This is a genomic window from Paractinoplanes durhamensis, from assembly GCF_016862175.1.
Classification (GTDB): Bacteria; Actinomycetota; Actinomycetes; order Mycobacteriales; family Micromonosporaceae; genus Actinoplanes; species Actinoplanes durhamensis.
This window is the reverse complement of the sequence record NZ_BOML01000033.1, coordinates 73,281-90,570: the sequence shown is the minus strand read 5'-3', so window position 1 is coordinate 90,570 and position 17,290 is coordinate 73,281. Positions and strand designations below refer to the sequence as shown.

The following is a 17,290-nucleotide window of genomic DNA, read 5'->3' as shown; positions in this document are numbered from 1 at the left end:
ATATGCGACACGCTTCACCCGGAGGGTGACGACCTCAGTCCAGTACGGTCACCGCGTCGCCCACGCGCAGTGAGCCGGTGACGACCGGGATGAGGTTGATCGCGAACAGCAACCCGTCACCGAACCGCCGGCGTTGGCCGAGCATCCGCAGCGGCTGCTTGCCCTTCTCCCCGGTCTCCTGGTCGACGGTGGTGACCAGGCAGCGGGGGCACGGTTTGTCGGCGTTGAGGACCGCGTCGCCGATCTTGAGCCGCACCCCGCGGGCGGACCAGTCGTCCTCCGCCCAGGGAAGGGCGCCCGACACGACGAGGTTCGGGCGGAAGCGGGTCATCGGCACCGGTTCGTCGCCGGCCTCGGTCAGCCAGTCGTTGAGCGCGGAGAGGGACGCCGTGTTGGCGATCAGGAGCGGGTAGCCGTCGGCGAAGCTGACCGGCTCACCGTCGGCGGGGTTGCCGCCGACGTGGCGCCCGCCGGGGTCGGCCTGCCAGGCCAGGCGCACCGGGCGGCCGAGGAATGCGCTGCTCCACGCAGTCTCGGCGATCCGGGCGGGGGCCGGCGCGTGGTTCTTGAAGACCCGCACCAGTTCCTCCGGGCCGTCGACCGGCTCGTCCACGGCCAGCGTGGGCATCCCCGGCGCCGACAACTCCAGGCCACCGGGCCGCATCCGGACCGACAGCTGGGTGAGCAGCGGCAGGATGCGCTGAGTGATCCCGACACCGTCGGCGTCGACCATCATCCACCGGCGGTCACCGGCAAGCCCCCACGGCTCGACGTCGGCGACGTCGTGCTCGATCCGGTGGCAACCCTTGACCGGGTAGGTGGCGATGGCCGTGATCTGCATACTTGCAGCCTTGCACGCCGTCAGCTGAGGCCGAGGCCGCGGCGGCCGATCTCGTTGAGGTCGGTGGGCTGGAAGCGGTTGGCCCAGTCGCGCTCGTAGTGCTCGGCCGGGAAGTCGCTGGGGCTCTCCCCCTTGGCGAAGGCGTCGCGCACGTTCGCCGCGTACTCCTCGTTGCGCGGGCACCACGGCGCGGCCGGGATGTACATGACGTTGCCCCAGCCCTTCTGGGCCTCGACCGGGGCAACACTGTGGATCATGTCGCAGTGCCACCAGACCGAGTCGCCGGCCCGGACGTCCGGGATGCCGGACAGCGCCTCCATCAGCGGGGCGTGCCACTTGTGGCCGGCCGGGAAGACCTGGTTGACCGTCACGCCGCACATGTCGTCGTCGGGGACGTCGCTCAGCAGCGGGCGCAGCATCAGGTAGGCCATCGCCTCCGGGATCGGCACGGTGTGCAGGACGCCCTGGTCGTGGTCCATGTCGGACAGCGCGGTCCAGCCCTGGAAGGTGCGGAACGCCGAGCACATGGTCGAGCCCGGGTACTGCGGGCCGGCGGTGCGGTGGGCCGCGTCCCACGGGTCGTACTTCTCGACGTCGCCGTCGAAGAGGTGCCGGAACGCCTGCTGGTAGGCCTGCGTCATCCACAGGTCGAGAGTGCCGGGGTCGAGATGGGTGCCGAGGCCGGCCGAGTCGGCGCCCTCCGGACGACGGCGGATGCGGTCGGGGTAGAGCGAGTCACGGGCCGGGTCGAACCACTGCACGCCGTCCGACTCGTGCGTCCACTGCGCATTCAGGAACGCCTGCACGGTGGCCATCCGGTCGCTCTGCCGGGCCTGCATCTGCGCGGCCGACCAGTAGATCGGGTAGATCTCGGGCTTGGAGCCGACGCTGCCGAAGAAGTCGTCGCCGGGGCCGCGGTAGTCCTCGAAGAAGTGGTTGCTCTCGACGTAGTCGACGATGTCGGCATCCCAGCCCAGGGCCTGGGCACGCTCGAAGTGCCCGCGCACGACCAGGCAGCCACGGCGGCGCAACTTGGCGATCTCGGCCGGCGAGACGGCGCCGGCGGCGATGTCGGCGTAGTCGATGACCGGCCAGACGCTCTCGCCCCGGCGGCGGGCGGCGGTGATGTCGTCGACGGCGGCCTGGACCCGCTGCTCGACGACGGCGAAGACCTCGTCGACGGTGCGGCCGGAGGCGGCGATCTGCGCGCGCAGGGCGGTCTTGATCTCGCGGGTCGCGGCCCCGAGGTCGGCGGGAGTCTCTTCCCAGTGCGGCAGAGCCACGGCGATCTCCTTCTAGTTAGGCATAATTACTTGAAAGCACGGTAAGCCCTGCGCGCTTTCCAGACAAGAGTCCTGCCTAGAATCGGCACATGGCCCCTGCCGTGCCTTCGCCCTCGCCTTCGCCCTCGCCTTCGCCCTCGCTGGAGCTGGTTCGGTCGGTGACCGACGAGCACGTGCTGCGCGCGCTGATGCGGCACCGCCGGCTGACAAGGGCGGAGCTGGCCACCGAGATCGGCATCTCGAAGCCGACCGCCGGCGAGAGCGTGCGCCGGCTGACCGAGCGCGGCCTGCTCGCCGACACCGGCGAACGCACCCCCGGCGGGCGCGGCAAGGGCCGGGTGGGTTCCTACTACGCGCTGGCACCGGCGATCGGCACGGCCCTGGCGGTGACGATCACCCCGGCCGGCGTGGTTGCCGAGTGCGTGGACGTCTACGGCGACACCGTGGCCCGGGCGACCCGGCAGCCCACCGAGCCCAATCAGGTGGCCGCGGCGCTGACCGCCGCGGTCGCCGAGATCAGAACCGGGGAGACGCGCCTGGCCGTCGTCGGGGCGGCCGACCCGGTCGACCGCGCCACCGGCCGCCTGGTGCACCTGCCCGACGCACCGTTCCTGGTCGGCGAACTCGACCCGGCGGCGATCCTCGGCCCGGGCCCGGTCATCGTCGACAACGACGTGAACTGGGCGGCCCTGGCCGAGCGCGACACCGCCGCCGACTTCGCCTACCTCTACCTGGACGAGGGCCTGGGCTGCGCGATCGTCAACGACGGCGCGGTCCGCCGAGGCCACCACGGCCTGACCGGCGAGATAGCCCACCTGCTCACCACCGGCCCCGACGGCCGCGCGGTCCGGCTCATCGAACTCTTCGGCGAGCTGGGCCTGCGCCGCCCGGGTTCCACCGCGATCGACGTCGACCGCCTGCTGGCAAGCCCTCCCGCCATCCACGCCATCCTGGGCACGGCGGTGGCCGGCGCGATCGCCGCGGTGATCGCCCTGGCCGACCCGCAGGAGATCGTCGTCGGCGGCCGCTGGGGTCCGGCCCTGCTCGACCACATCCGATCCGCGACCGCCCGCCTGCCGCGCCGGGTCTCGCTCCGCCCCACGAGGGTGACCAGCGAGCCGGTGCTGACCGGGGTGCGAGCCGAGGCCCTCGGCCGGCTACGCGATCTCATCACGGCGGGCGACACGCCGGGGCGCCCGTGACAGCATCTCCGGATGCGTGAGTCCGTAGCGGTAGTCCATGACCTGGTGTCCCGGTTCGCACCGGCCGACGAGCTCGGCGCCGAGCATCGCGCGTCGGCGCTGGCCTGGCTGGCGAGCACGGACGACGTGTTCCGCCGGGTCAAGCCTGCGTCCCCGCCGCAACACCTGGTGTCCTATGTGGTGCCGGTCGCCGCGGACGGGCGAATCCTGCTCGTCGACCACATCAACGCCGGGCTGTGGCTCCCGCCGGGCGGTCACGTCGAGGTCGATGAGGACCCCGCGCTGACCGCGCGGCGGGAGATTCAGGAAGAGCTCGGTCTGGGCGACGCGGGTCTGTCGCGGTCGCCGACCTTTCTGACCATCACGCATACGGTCGGGCAGGACCACGGCCACACCGACGTCAGCCTCTGGTACGTCCTGGCCTGCACCGGCGACGAGGAACTGCGCCCGGACGCCGGCGAGTTCAACGCCGTCCGCTGGTGGACCCGCGCCGAGCTGGCGGCGGCCGATCCGGGCCGCTTCGACCCGCACCTCTTCCGCTTCCTGGCCGTCCTCGACCGGGATGTCATGTTCGACGAACTGAACCGACGAACCGGTCTCGAGAGACTGAGAGCCGGCTCGGACCGCTTCGGCCCGGTCGCGGCCGTGCTGTTTACACCCAATGGGCACCTCAGCGTTCGCGCCGGCTGCGGCGGGGGCTACGAAGTGATGATCTTGGACGACCGTGGTGACCCGGTCGCGGCGGGTCGGACGGTCGACCTGGACGAGATCGCCGGCACGATGCTCGACCTGCACCAAGAGCATTCCGCCGCGGACCTTGCCGAGCGCCACACCTACCTTGCCGTCAGCGACCCGGACGTCGCGATCGAAGCGCTCTGGCACATCATCACCGAGCACGGCGAGGGAAGCACCGTGCCGATCGCCCGAGCCGCCGCGGCGAACCCGGTGCTCCGCCGCGTGTGGCCGTGGATCAGTCACGGCACCCTCAACCTGTATGACCGCCGCGACCGGCCCAGCCTGGTCAAACGCGGCCTGGCATTCCACCCGGCGGTGGGCGGGTTCAGAGTGCGCCCCTACGGCGACGGCGAGATCCCCGCCGCCGAGCCGGCGGAGACCGCGATCGCCCGGGCGGCCAAGATTGCCGCCTCCTGGGACGACTGAGTCGATGCCGAACCGGCAAGACCGCCTGACGGAACGCTGCTCGCGGAGCCGGCGCGGGTGATCGCTCTGGTTTCTGAAATTTTTTATGCATATGCTCCTGGGTGTGAATGACGAGGCGCTCAGGTCGGTGGTCGACCTCTTTCACGGTGCCCGGCTTACGCCGACCCAGCGCCGCATCGCGCACAGCCTCGTCGAGCATGCCGCCAAGGCGGCCTACCTCTCGGCGGCCGAGGTCGCCGAGATCGCCGGGGTCAGTCAGCCCTCGGTGACCCGGTTCGCCATGGCGCTGGGCTACTCCGGCTATCCGGCGCTGCGGCGGGAGCTGCGCGAGCTCACCGGGGGCGAGGACGAGCCGGGCGCCGTCGAGGGCAACGCCATGCAGCTCGCGGTGCGGGCCGAGGTCGAGCATCTCGGGCGGCTTCAGGAGCAGCTGGGGCGGCTCGATGACGTGGAGGAAGCTGCCCGCATCCTGATGGGCAGCCGGCCGCTTCCGGTGCTCGGGCTTCGGGCGGCGGCGCCGCTCGCGGGGTATTTCGGGTACTTCGCGGCCAAGGTCCACCCCGATGTTCGCGTGCTTGATGTCGGGGGCACGCCGCTGCTCGATCGGCTTGATCAAGCTCGGGCGGCCGGGGGCTCGGCGCTCCTTGCCGTCGTGCTGCCTCGCTATCCGCGGGAATCGCTCGAAGCGATTCGGGAAGCGAAGAAGAGTGGGTACGCGATCGTCGCGATCACCGACTCGGTGGTCAGTCCGGTCGCTGAGCTTTACGAGCCGAGGCGCTCGCCCGGCTACGCACCCTCGTCACGTCTGGCAGTTGAAGGCCCCCAGCGATCGCGTATAGTTGCGGCAAGCATGCAGGGGCCCTCGCCGATTTGGCCGGGGCCCTCTTGCTTTTCAGGGCCGCTTCCGTGTCACCGGCGCGGCTCGAGGAGGTCGACCACGTTCAGGTCGGTCTCGCCCCCGACCAGCTTCAGCCCGACCTCGGCCCGAGCGGCCAGGTCCAGCGGAGCGAGTCCCTCGACCAGCGCGGCGTGAGTGATCCGGTCGAGCCCGGCGCCCACCAACGGCGCGGCGATCCGAAGCGCAGCCTTCAATGCCGCTCCCTGCGTAGATCCACCGTGCAACACGATGTTGCGGGTGCGGTAGAGGCGCCGCATGGCGATCCGGAAGACAGTGGCTGCGGTCGCGAGCTCTCCCTTGGGGTTGATGACCACCCGGCGCATCCGATGCACCGCCGCGATGTCGGCGTCGCGCCGGAAACGGTTGGCCAGCCTCAGCGTGTCCCCTGCCGTCAGGGCCTCCGCGACCGCGAATGCCCGGTCGCGGTTGGCCGTGCAGGTTGCCAGCTTCTCGGCCAAGGCATCGGGCGTCTCGGGTTGATGCCGGTGGGCGAGAGTGGTGAGCTCCGCGCGAGGCCACGAGCAGGCAATGATCGCCGCCAGCCGGTCCGCGGCGACGGCCTTGCCCGATCGTTCCTCCTCGGCAGGATCGTCAGGATGCGACAGCAGCGACTCGACGGCGGCCCACGCCCCCGCAACCGCCGGGCCGAGAGCACCTCGATTCACGGGTGCGGCGAGTTCCAAGGCGTCGTCGATCAGGGTGCGCTGCCCGTCGACCTGGTACAGCCGGCCTTCGTTCACGAGGGACAACACATCGGCGCCCCTCGCCGGGGTAGCGAAGGGAATGGGGTCCGGATGCTGATCGACCCACATCTGCGAGGCCGGCCTGATCCCACCCCGGTTGCCTCGCATGAACGACGATCGCGCCACCATGCGTTCGACAAGTTCGCGAACCTGACTCACGGCGCTGAACGGATCTCGCGCAGTCACCCGGTAGCAGAATCCCCCGCCAGAACGGACACCGCTGGTCGAATGGCCACGCTGCTTGAGCCAACCCACGACCTCCCGCTCGGAAACCCACGAATCCTGACTCTCGGCCTGCGCACGTTCGGGCGCGCTGTCCAGGACGGCAAGAACGGTGAACTCGCGCGGTGCGGCCGCGTCGAGGGCGACCGCGCCGCGCAGCACTTCCTCGGCACTCGCCCGCTGGTGGGCAAGCTGCCCGATCCATGCCGCCAGGTGGCTCGCGTCGTAGCCGAGGTCGAGCAGATGGGCCGCGACGACACGAGCCAGCCGTTCCGGCTGTGGTCGTCGCCCTTCCGGCTGGGCGGCCGCTGCCGCCCAGCGGCTCAGGTAGCCACCGCGAGCGTGGTCGATGACTTCGCGCAGTCGACGGTGGGCAGGGCTGGGGTCGAGCAACGGCTTGCTCAGCAGCGAGGTCAGTTCGGCGCGTAATTCCTTGTCGCCGAGGCCGACGTCGGGCCCGATGACCTTCAGCAGTTCGTGGCGCTGCCAGTCGACCGCCGCCGGAGATAGAACATGGTGGCGAACCCAGGAACCAGCCTCCAGGAGTTCCTGCAGGGCGAGCAGCGAGCCGATGTCCCACAGGCGGCGCGGCCAGGGCAAACCCTCAAGGGTGAAGAAGTCGATCATTCGGGCGCGAACATGAACGTCATACATATCTATTGAAGTTCTGGACTTCACCAGTGCACAGTAGTCACCCGACACCCCCGCCGTCAGCCCCAGCGGCGGCATTCCGGGCGAGGGCTCTGGTTTCTGAAATTTTTTATGCATATGCTCGCTCGTGTGAATGACGAGGCGCTCAGGTCGGTGGTCGACCTCTTTCACGGTGCTCGGCTTACGCCTACTCAGCGCCGCATTGCGCACAGCCTTGTTGAGCATGCCGCCAAAGCTGCCTATCTCTCGGCGGCTGAGGTTGCCGATCTTGCCGGGGTCAGTCAGCCCTCCGTCACCCGCTTTGCGATGGCGCTTGGGTACTCCGGTTATCCGGCTCTGCGGCGTGAGCTGCGGGATCTCACCGGGGGTGAGGACGAGCCGGGCGCGGCTGACGGCAATGCCATGCAGCTTGCGGTTCGGGCCGAAGTCGAGCATCTTGGGCGGCTTCAAGAGCAGCTTGGGCGGCTCGATGACGTCGAGGAAGCTGCCCGCATCCTGATGGGCAGCCGGCCGCTTCCGGTGCTCGGGCTTCGGGCGGCGGCGCCGCTCGCGGGGTATTTCGGGTACTTCGCGGCCAAGGTCCACCCCGATGTTCGCGTGCTTGATGTCGGGGGCACGCCGCTGCTCGATCGGCTTGATCAAGCTCGGGCGGCCGGGGGCTCGGCGCTCCTTGCCGTCGTGCTGCCTCGCTATCCGCGGGAATCGCTCGAAGCGATTCGGGAAGCGAAGAAGAGTGGGTACGCGATCGTCGCGATCACCGACTCGGTGGTCAGTCCGGTCGCTGAGCTTGCCGATGTGGTTCTGCCCGCGGCGGTCGGCACCCAGCTGGTGTTCGACCTGCATACCGGGCCGATGGCGATGGCGATGGTGCTTCTGCAGGCGATGTGTGACGCGGCGCCGGATCTGGCGCAGCGTCGCCTCGAGGAGTTCGAGCAGGCGGCCGCTCGGCGGCACCTGTTCATGGCGTAGGAGAGGGCGATGTCCGAGATCAGGGCCGCACACGGCAGCGCGTACACCGCAATGGGATGGCCGCAAGAGGCCGCCAAGCGGATGTTGATGAACAACCTCGACCCCGATGTGGCCGAAAGGCCGCAGGATCTTGTGGTTTACGGCGGGACCGGGAAGGCGGCGCGGGATTGGCCGTCGTTCCACGCGATCGTCCGGGAGCTCGACCGGCTGAAGGGTGACGAGACCCTGCTGGTGCAGTCGGGCAAGCCGGTCGGGGTGTTCCAGACGCACGAGTGGGCGCCGCGGGTGCTGATCGCCAACTCGAACCTGGTCGGCGACTGGGCGACCTGGCCCGAGTTCCGGCGGCTGGAGAAGCTCGGGCTGACCATGTATGGGCAGATGACCGCCGGGTCGTGGATCTACATCGGAACCCAGGGGATCCTGCAGGGGACGTATGAGACGTTCGCGGCGGTGGCGGCCAAGCGGTTCGGTGGCACGCTTGCCGGCACGCTGACGCTGACCGCGGGGTGTGGCGGCATGGGTGGCGCGCAGCCGCTGGCCGTGACCATGAACGATGGCGTCTGCCTGGTCGTCGACATCGACCCGTCCCGGCTGCGCCGCCGGGTCGAGACGCGCTACCTGGACACGGTCGCCACCGACCTCGAAGACGCCATTTCCCAGGCGCTGGCCGCGAAAGCCGCGCGGACCCCCAAATCCATCGGTATCGTGGGCAACGCCGCCGACGTCTTTCCCGAGCTGCTCGTGCGCGGCGTCGAGATCGACATCGTGACCGACCAGACGAGCGCGCACGACCCGCTGTCCTACATCCCGATCGGCGTCGAGCTCGCGGACGCCGCCGAGTATGCGCGGACCAAGCCGGAGGAATTCACCGAGCGCGCCCAGGCCTCGATGGCCCGGCACGTCGCCGCGATGGTCGGCTTCATGGACGCCGGCGCCGAAGTGTTCGACTACGGCAACTCGATCCGCGGCGAGGCCAAGACGGCCGGCTATGAGCGCGCCTTCGACTTCCCCGGTTTCGTCCCGGCCTACATCCGCCCGCTGTTCGCCGAGGGCAAGGGGCCGTTCCGCTGGGCCGCCCTCAGCGGCGACCCGAAGGACATCGCCGCCACCGACAAGGCGATCCTCGAGCTGTTCCCCGACAACGAACCCCTCGCCCGCTGGATCAAGATGGCCGGGGAGAGGGTCGCCTTCCAGGGGCTGCCCGCCCGGATCTGCTGGCTCGGCTACGGCGAGCGGGACAAGGCCGGCGTCCGGTTCAACGACATGGTCGCGCGCGGCGAGTTGAGTGCGCCGATCGTGATCGGCCGGGACCACCTCGACTCCGGCTCGGTCGCGTCGCCCTACCGGGAGACCGAGTCGATGCTCGACGGCTCCGACGCGATCGCCGACTGGCCGCTGCTGAACGCCCTGCTCAACACGGCCAGCGGCGCGTCCTGGGTGTCGATCCACCACGGTGGTGGCGTCGGCATCGGGCGGTCCATCCACGCCGGGCAGGTCTGCGTCGCCGACGGCACCGCCCTCGCCGGGCAGAAGATCGAGCGGGTGCTCACCAACGACCCGGGCACCGGCGTGATCCGGCATGTGGACGCCGGTTACGAGTCGGCCGCCGCCAGCGGCGTACACATCCCGATGTCGCCGGAACACTCATGAGCGAGAAGGTCTTCTCGGCCCTGTGGGCCGAGATCGAGGTGATCGGCCGGGTGTCCAGCGGCGGCTATTTGCGGTACGCGCTGAGCGAACCCGAACTGGTCCTCCGCGACTGGTTCCGCAACCAGGCCGACCGGCGCGACATGCCGGTCACCGACGACGGCAACGGCAACCTGTTCGCTTGGTGGGGTGACCAGTGGGGGCGCGGCGCCGTGCTGACCGGCTCGCACTTCGACTCGGTGCCGCACGGCGGCGGCTACGACGGGCCGCTCGGGATCGTCAGCGCGTTCCTGGCCATCGACCGGATGCGCGCGGCCGGCCACACCCCGGGCACGCCGATCGCGGTGGTCGCGTTCGTCGAGGAGGAGGGCGGCCGGTTCGGGCTGCCCTGCCTCGGGTCCCGGCTGCTGTCCGGCGCGATCGACCCGGCGAAGGCCGCGGCACTGACCGATCAGGACGGTGTCACCTTCGGCGAGGCGCTCGGGGCGATCCCGGCCGGGCCGCTGCCCGGCCTGCGGTCGCGGATCGGCGCGCTGGTCGAGCTGCACATCGAGCAGGGCCGTCAGCTCGAGGTCCCGGTCGGCGTGGCCAGCGCGATCTGGCCGCACGGCCGCTGGCGGTTCGACTTCACCGGCCACGGCGACCACGCCGGCACCACCAAGATGTCCGATCGGCGCGACCCGATGCTGACCTTCGCGTACACGGTGCTGGCCGCCAACAAGGAGGCCCGCCTCTCCGGGGCGCACGCCACGATGGCCCGGGTCGAGGTCGAGCCGAACGCCACCAACGCCATCCCGTCGCTGGTCCGCGGCTGGCTGGACGCCCGGGCGGCGGACACCGCGACGATGGATTCGCTGGTGGAGGCGGTCACCAAGCGGGCCACCGAACGCGCCGGCCGGGACGGCACCGAGGTCGCCGTGACGCCGGAGTCGGTGAGCGCCGAGGTCACCTTCGACACCGCCCTGGCGTCGAAGTTGTCCACCCTGCTGGACGACGCGCCGATCCTGCCGACCAGCGCCGGCCACGACGCGGGCGTGCTGTCCGCGCAGGTCCCGACGGCGATGCTGTTCGTCCGCAACCCGACCGGCATCTCGCACTCGCCGGCCGAGTATGCCGAGCCCGCGGACTGCACGGCCGGCGTCGAGGCTCTGGCCACGGTTCTGAGCGAGCTGACATGACGGCCTATCTGGCCGATTACGCTTGGCTCGGCGACCGGTTGGTTTCCGACGTCGGGATCGAGATCATCGATGGCCGCTTCGCTTCCATAAATCATGAAAAATCGGGCAGGCGACTTGAAGGCCTCGTCCTCCCCGGCTTCGCCAACGCCCACTCGCACGCCTTCCACCGAGCGTTACGCGGCCGCGCCCACAGCGACGGCAGCTTCTGGACCTGGCGCGACCTGATGTACCAGGTAGCCGCCACCCTCGACCCGGACAGCTACCTGCGCCTGGCCCGCGCCGTCTTCGCCGAGATGGCCATGTCCGGCATTACCGCCGTAGGCGAATTCCACTACCTGCACCACTCCCCCGACGGCACTCCCTACGCCGACCCCAACGCGATGGGTCACGCCCTGATCGAGGCCGCCCGCCAGGCCGGCCTGCGCATCACCCTGCTCGACACGCTCTACCTGCAGTCCAGTGTGGACGGTGAGCCGCCCGAGGGCGTCCAGCGTCGCTTCAGCGACGAAACCCCGCAACGCTGGCAATCCCGGGTGGCCGAGCTGACTGCCGCGCCGCACGCCCGGATAGGTGCGGCAATTCATTCCGTACGAGCGGTGGCCGCGCACCACCTCAAAGAATTGGGCGGCCACCGGCCCTTGCACGTCCACCTCTCCGAACAACCGGCCGAGAACGAGCAGTGCCTGGCCGCACACGGCTGCACCCCGACCGAGCTGCTCGACCGGCACGGCATCCTCGGCCCGGACACCACGGCCGTGCACGCCACCCACCTGACCGACCACGACGTGCAGCTTCTGGGCGGCACCCGGACCACCATCTGCATGTGCCCCACCACCGAACGGGACCTGGCCGACGGCATCGGCCGGGCCCGCGACCTGTCCGACGCGGGCTCCCCGCTGAGCCTGGGCAGCGACAGCCACGCCGTCATCGACCTGCTCGAGGAGGCCCGCGCGCTGGAGATGAACGAGCGCCTGGCCACCCGCCGGCGCGGCCGTTTCACCCCCGGCGAGCTGCTCACCGCGGCCACCGCGCACGCGTCGATCGGCTGGTCCGACGCCGGCGCGATCAAGGTCGGCAACCGGGCCGACCTGGTCTGCGTGAGCCTCGACTCGATCCGCACGGCCGGCGCCGACCCGTCCGCCGCGATCCTGGCCGCGACCGCCGCCGACATCACCCACGTGATCGCCGACGGCCGGATGATCGTCGACGGTGGCCGACACACATCGATCGACGTCCCGTTCGAGCTGGCGGGGGCGCTCTCGTGAGCAGCCTCCTGGTCGACAACATCGGCGAGCTGGTCACCAACGACCCCAGCGGCGAGGGCCTGCTCGGCCTGCGCCGCAAGGCCGCCGTCCTGATCGACCGCGGCCGGATCGCCTGGGTCGGCCCCAGCTTCCACGCACCGGCCGCCGACCGGCGCTACGACGCCGGCGGCGCGGCGGTGCTGCCCGGGTTCGTGGACAGCCACGCCCACCTGGTCTTCGCCGGCGACCGGGCCGAGGAGTTCGCGGCCCGGATGGCCGGCGAGCCCTACACCGGCGGCGGCATCCGCACCACCGTCGGCGCGACCCGGTCGGCCACCGACGACGAGCTGCGCGGATCCACCGGCCGTCTGGTCGACGAGGCCCTCGGCCAGGGCACCACCACCATCGAGATCAAGAGCGGCTACGGGCTGACCGTCGAGGACGAGGCCCGCTGCCTGCGCATCGCCCGCGAGTTCACCGAGGAGACCACCCTGCTCGGGGCCCACGTCGTGCCGGCCGAGCACGCCGGGAACCCGTGGCGGTACGTGTCGATGGTCTGTGGTCCGATGCTGGCCGCGGCCAAGCCGTACGCCAAATGGATCGATGTTTTCTGTGAGCGCGGGGCGTTCGACGAGGACCAGGCGCGCACCATCCTGACCGCCGGCCGGGACGCCGGCCTCGGGCTGCGCGTGCACGGCAACCAGCTCGGTCCCGGCCCGGGCGTGCGGCTCGCCGTCGAGATGGGCGCGGCCAGCGTCGACCACTGCACCCACCTGGCCGACGACGACGTGGACGCGCTGGCCGGCGCGGACACCGTCGCGACCCTGCTGCCGGGGGCCGAGTTCTCCACCCGCTCGCCCTACCCCGACGCACGCCGGCTGCTCGACGCGGGCGTGACCGTCGCGCTCGCCACCGACTGCAACCCGGGTTCGTCCTACACCTCGTCGATGCCGTTCTGCATCGCCCTCGCCGTCCGGGAGATGCACATGACCCCGGCCGAGGCCGTGCGGTCCGCCACCCTCGGCGGTGCGAGCGCGCTGCGCCGCGACGACGTCGGTGTCGTCCGCGCCGGCGCCCGCGCCGACCTGATCGTGCTGGACGCACCGTCCCATTTGCACCTGGCCTACCGGCCGGGAGTCCCCCTGATCCGCACAGTTCTGCACGACGGAGTGCCTCGATGATCACTGTTCAGCCCACCGGCGTCACCCCCGCCGACGTCATCGCGGTGGCCCGCGGCGACGCCAAGGTCACCCTCGCCCCGGCGACGATCGAAGCGATGGCCACGAGCCGCGCGATCGTCGACAAGATCGAAGCCTCCGGCCGCCCGGTCTACGGCGTGTCCACCGGCTTCGGCGCGCTGGCCAGCACGTTCATCGACCCGTCCCGGCGGGCCGAGCTGCAGCACGCGCTGATCCGCTCGCACGCGGCCGGCATCGGCGCCCCGCAACCCCGGGAGGTGGTGCGGGCGATGATGCTGCTGCGGCTGCGGTCGCTCGCGCTCGGCCATTCCGGGGTCCGGCCGGAGCTGGCGCAGGGGCTGGCCGACCTGCTCAACCACGACATCACGCCGTGGGTGCCGGAGCACGGTTCGCTCGGCGCCTCCGGTGACCTGGCGCCGCTCGCGCACTGCGCGCTCGTCCTGCTCGGCGAGGGCTGGGTGCTGTCCACCGACGGCCGGCGGCTCGACGCCGGCGCGGCGCTGCGCGACGCCGGGCTGAAGCCCCTGGAACTCGCGGCCAAGGAAGGCCTCGCGCTGATCAACGGGACCGACGGCATGCTCGGCATGCTGCTGCTGGCCCTGGACGACGCGCGGCACCTGTTCGCGATGGCCGACGTGACCGCGGCCCTCGCCATCGAGGCGATGCTCGGCTCGGAACGGCCGTTCCGGCCCGAGCTGCACGCGATCCGGCCGCACCCGGGCCAGGCCGCCTCGGCCGCCAACATCCACAAGCTGCTGCAGAACTCCCGGATCATGGACTCGCACCGGGACGACCTCGCACACGCGGTGCAGGACGCCTACTCGATGCGCTGCGCGCCGCAGGTGGCCGGCGCGGCCCGGGACACCCTCGACTTCGCGGCCCAGGTCGCCGGCCGCGAGCTGGTGTCGGTGGTGGACAACCCGGTGGTGCTGCCGGACGGCCGGGTCGAGTCGACCGGCAACTTCCACGGCGAGCCGCTCGCGTTCGCCGCCGACTTCCTGGCCATCGCGGCCGCCGAGGTCGGCTCGATCGCCGAACGGCGGGTCGACCGGCTCCTCGACGTGACCCGCAACCGCGACCTGCCGCCGTTCCTCTCCCCCGACGCCGGGGTCAACTCCGGGCTGATGATCGCCCAGTACACGGCGGCCGGCATCGTCGCCGAGAACCGGCGGCTCGCGGTGCCGGCCTCGGCCGATTCGCTGCCGACCAGCGGCATGCAGGAGGACCACGTCTCGATGGGGTGGGCCGCCACCAAGAAGCTGCGGACCGTGCTCGACAACCTCACCAGCCTGCTCGCGGTCGAGCTGCTCAGCGCCGTCCGCGGGCTGCAGCTGCGGGCGCCGCTGACGCCGTCGCCGGCCGGGCAGCTCGCGGTGACCGCGCTCGCCGCGTTCGCCGGCGAACCGGGGCCGGATGTCTTCCTGGCGCCGGTGCTCGAGCAGACCCGCGCGGTGGTGGGCGGCCGGGAGCTGCGCGCCGCGATCGAGGCCCAGCTCGGGGAGTTGCGCTAGAAATTCAGACGCGGAAACGTCGCTGTCCGGGCTAACTTCCGCTCATGACGGGCTACGACTTTCGCGCGCTGCAGGAACGCTGGCTGCCGGTGTGGGATTCGCTGGCCCTCTTCGCCCAGCATGATCCGGCGCGCGAGCGGCGCTATCTGGTCGACATGTTCGCGTACCCGTCCGGCGACCTGCACATGGGGCACGCCGAGGCGTATGCGATCGGTGACGTGGTGGCCCGCTACTGGGTGCAGCGCGGTTTCGACGTGCTGCACCCGATCGGCTGGGACTCGTTCGGCCTGCCCGCCGAGAACGCCGCGATCAAACGCGACATGCATCCGGCCGACTGGACGTACGCGAACATCGCCACCCAGGCCGAGTCGTTCCGCCGGTACGCGGTCTCGATCGACTGGTCGACCCGGCTGCACACCAGCGACCCGTCCTACTACCGCTGGACCCAGTGGCTGTTCCTGCGGTTCTTCGAGCGCGGGCTGGCCTACCGGCAGGCGGCCGAGGTCAACTGGTGCCCCACCGACCAGACGGTGCTGGCCAACGAACAGGTGGTGGGCGGCCGCTGCGAGCGGTGCGGCAGCGAGGTGACGACCCGGTCGCTGACCCAGTGGTTCTTCCGCACCACCGCCTACGCCGACCGGCTGCTGGCCGACATGTCCCAGCTGGAGGGCCACTGGCCGGCCCACATCCTGACCATGCAGCGCAACTGGATCGGCGAAGCCCCCGACTACCACCTGCGCGACTGGCTGATCTCCCGGCAGCGATTCTGGGGTTGCCCGATCCCGATCGTGCACTGCCCGGCCTGCGGCGAGGTCGCTGTCCCCGACGACGAACTGCCGATCCGCCTGCCCGACCTGCGCGGCGCCGAGCTGGCCCCGCGCGGCGTCTCCCCACTGGCCGCCGCCACCGACTGGGTGTCGGTCCCCTGCCCGTCGTGCGGTTTATCGGCCCAACGCGACACCGACACGACGGACACGTTCGTCGACTCGTCGTGGTATTTCCTGCGCTACCCCAACGCGGCCTACGACCAGGGCCCGTTCGACCCCGCCACGGTGCGCCCGGTCGACCAGTATTTCGGCGGCCCCGAGCACGCCGTGCTGCACCTGCTGTACGCCCGCTTCTTCACCAAGGTCCTGTACGACCTGGGCCTGATCGACTTCACCGAGCCGTTCCGCACCCTGACCACCCAGGGCCACGTGATCCTGAACGGCGCCGCGATGAGCAAGTCCAAGGGCAACATGGTCGACCTGGGCGAACAGATAGCCACCTACGGCGTGGACGCCGTCCGGGTAGCCATGGTCTTCGCCGGCCCGCCGGAGGAGGACATCGACTGGGCCGACATCTCCCCGGGCGGCTCGTCCCGCTTCCTGTCCCGCGCCCTGGCCCTGACCGACCAGGTGCCCGCGCCCGCTGAGAAAGTCACAGCGCTGCGCCGCACCACCCACCGGCTGCTGAGCGCGATCACCGAGCTGATCGAGGCAAGGCGGCTGAACGTGGCCGTCGCCCGCCTGATGGAGCTGGTCACCGCCGCCCGCGAGGCGCCCGCCGACGACCCCGCCATGCGCGAGACCGTCGAGGCGATCGCCGTCGTGCTGTCGCTGTTCGCGCCCTACACCGCCGAGGAGATGTGGGCCCGCCTGGGCCACGACCCGGGCGTCGCCAAAGCCGGCTGGCCCGCGATCGACCCGGCCCTGGCCGCCGAGGACACCGTCGTCTGCGCCGTGCAGGTCAACGGCAAGGTCCGCGACCGGGTGACCGTCCCGGCCGACATCACCGAGGCCGACCTGGTCGCCCTGGCCCTGGCCTCCCCGGCCGTCGCCGGTCGCCCGGTGACCCGCACGATCGTGCGGGCCCCCCGACTGGTCAACGTCGTCGTGCGCTAAGGCACTTCCTTCGCGATGACCTTGGCCAACTCGCGGAACGCCTTACCGCGGTGGCTGATCACGTCCTTCTCGGCCGGCGACAGCTCGGCGTTGGTGCGGCTCTGGCCGTCGCCCAGGAAGATCGGGTCGTAGCCGAAGCCGCCCTCGCCGCGCTGCGCCCGCAGGATCGTGCCCCGCTGCTTGCCCTCGACCAGATGCTCCCGCCCGTTCGGCAGGACCAGCGCGGCCGCGCACACGAACGCACCACCCCGCTGCCCGTCGCCCACATCGGAGATCTGCGCCAGCACCAGCTCCAGATTGGCCAGGTCGTTGCCGTGCTCGCCGGACCAGCGCGCGCTGAACACCCCGGGCATCCCGTTGAGCGCGTCGACCGCGATGCCCGAGTCGTCGGCCACCGTCGGCAGCCCGGTGCGCCTGGCACCCTCACGCGCCTTGATCAGCGCGTTTTCGCCGAACGTCAGGCCGGTCTCCGGCACATCCGGATAGTCCTCGAAGTCGCCCAGGCCGACCAGCGCGATCCGCTCGGCGCCGAGCGCCAGGTCGAGGATGCGCTGAAGCTCCACCAGCTTCTTCTTGTTGGCCGTAGCCAGCAGCAGCTTGCTACTCATGCCAGCTCCTCGCTTCGCTCCGAGCTGCCAAGAGCCAGTTCCGCACTGAG

The 17,290-nt window shown here is 70.9% G+C and carries 13 protein-coding genes and 1 pseudogene; 10 read left to right on the top strand and 4 right to left on the bottom strand.

From position 1 onward, the window contains the following. Positions 1-34: 34 nt before the first annotated feature. Both Adu01nite_RS19980 and Adu01nite_RS19975 read right to left on the bottom strand, forming a co-directional pair. Positions 35-841 (bottom strand): MOSC domain-containing protein, encoded by an 807-nt coding sequence (locus tag Adu01nite_RS19980; RefSeq protein WP_203728420.1) that lies wholly within the window; start codon positions 839-841, stop codon positions 35-37. A 20-nt stretch (positions 842-861) separates the two neighbouring features. Beyond that, positions 862-2,124: a DUF1479 domain-containing protein gene (locus Adu01nite_RS19975; RefSeq protein WP_203728419.1), complete on the bottom strand. Its 1,263-nt coding sequence runs from the start codon at positions 2,122-2,124 to the stop codon at positions 862-864. Positions 2,125-2,282: 158 nt separating this feature from the next. Between Adu01nite_RS19975 and Adu01nite_RS19970 the strand changes: the two genes are divergently transcribed. From Adu01nite_RS19970 to Adu01nite_RS19960, 3 genes and pseudogenes are all read left to right on the top strand, one after another. Continuing rightward, positions 2,283-3,326 (top strand): ROK family transcriptional regulator, encoded by a 1,044-nt coding sequence (locus tag Adu01nite_RS19970; protein WP_239132548.1) that lies wholly within the window; start codon positions 2,283-2,285, stop codon positions 3,324-3,326. A 12-nt stretch (positions 3,327-3,338) separates the two neighbouring features. Beyond that, positions 3,339-4,487: an NUDIX domain-containing protein gene (locus tag Adu01nite_RS19965; protein ID WP_203728417.1), complete on the top strand. Its 1,149-nt coding sequence runs from the start codon at positions 3,339-3,341 to the stop codon at positions 4,485-4,487. Between the two features lie 103 nt (positions 4,488-4,590). Further along, positions 4,591-5,247, top strand: a pseudogene (locus Adu01nite_RS19960) (MurR/RpiR family transcriptional regulator); the annotation flags it as partial. A 149-nt stretch (positions 5,248-5,396) separates the two neighbouring features. Here the strand turns inward: Adu01nite_RS19960 and Adu01nite_RS47895 are convergent. Beyond that, positions 5,397-6,977: a hypothetical protein gene (locus Adu01nite_RS47895; RefSeq protein WP_239132547.1), complete on the bottom strand. Its 1,581-nt coding sequence runs from the start codon at positions 6,975-6,977 to the stop codon at positions 5,397-5,399. Between the two features lie 153 nt (positions 6,978-7,130). Between Adu01nite_RS47895 and Adu01nite_RS19955 the strand changes: the two genes are divergently transcribed. Genes Adu01nite_RS19955 through Adu01nite_RS19925 form a run of 7 tightly spaced genes read left to right on the top strand, consistent with a single transcriptional unit; the run spans position 7,131 to position 16,632 of the window. Then, positions 7,131-7,970, top strand: coding sequence for a MurR/RpiR family transcriptional regulator (locus tag Adu01nite_RS19955; protein ID WP_203728415.1), 840 nt, complete (start codon positions 7,131-7,133; stop codon positions 7,968-7,970). A 9-nt stretch (positions 7,971-7,979) separates the two neighbouring features. Next, positions 7,980-9,620, top strand: coding sequence for a urocanate hydratase (gene hutU, locus Adu01nite_RS19950; protein ID WP_203728414.1), 1,641 nt, complete (start codon positions 7,980-7,982; stop codon positions 9,618-9,620). After that, on the top strand, positions 9,617-10,795 hold the full coding sequence (locus Adu01nite_RS19945) for an allantoate amidohydrolase (RefSeq protein WP_203728413.1): 1,179 nt from the start codon (positions 9,617-9,619) through the stop codon (positions 10,793-10,795). Before hutU ends, Adu01nite_RS19945 begins: the two co-directional genes overlap by 4 nt. Further along, the gene (locus Adu01nite_RS19940) at positions 10,792-12,060 is read left to right on the top strand and encodes a formimidoylglutamate deiminase (protein ID WP_203728412.1); all 1,269 of its coding nucleotides are present in this window, start codon (positions 10,792-10,794) and stop codon (positions 12,058-12,060) included. Before Adu01nite_RS19945 ends, Adu01nite_RS19940 begins: the two co-directional genes overlap by 4 nt. Next, positions 12,057-13,220 carry an imidazolonepropionase gene (gene hutI / locus Adu01nite_RS19935; protein ID WP_203728411.1) on the top strand — a complete coding sequence of 388 codons (1,164 nt, stop codon included), beginning with the start codon at positions 12,057-12,059 and terminating at the stop codon, positions 13,218-13,220. The genes Adu01nite_RS19940 and hutI overlap by 4 nt, the downstream gene beginning before the upstream one ends. Next, positions 13,217-14,749 (top strand): histidine ammonia-lyase, encoded by a 1,533-nt coding sequence (gene hutH, locus Adu01nite_RS19930; RefSeq protein WP_203728410.1) that lies wholly within the window; start codon positions 13,217-13,219, stop codon positions 14,747-14,749. The genes hutI and hutH overlap by 4 nt, the downstream gene beginning before the upstream one ends. A 44-nt stretch (positions 14,750-14,793) precedes the next feature. After that, positions 14,794-16,632, top strand: a complete 1,839-nt coding sequence (locus Adu01nite_RS19925) for a leucine--tRNA ligase (protein WP_203728409.1) — start codon at positions 14,794-14,796, stop codon at positions 16,630-16,632. On the opposite strand, the gene rdgB is transcribed toward Adu01nite_RS19925, so the two are convergent. Next, positions 16,629-17,240 (bottom strand): RdgB/HAM1 family non-canonical purine NTP pyrophosphatase, encoded by a 612-nt coding sequence (gene rdgB / locus Adu01nite_RS19920; RefSeq protein WP_203728408.1) that lies wholly within the window; start codon positions 17,238-17,240, stop codon positions 16,629-16,631. The two genes, Adu01nite_RS19925 and rdgB, sit on opposite strands and share 4 nt — an antisense overlap. Between the last annotated feature and the right edge of the window lie 50 nt (positions 17,241-17,290).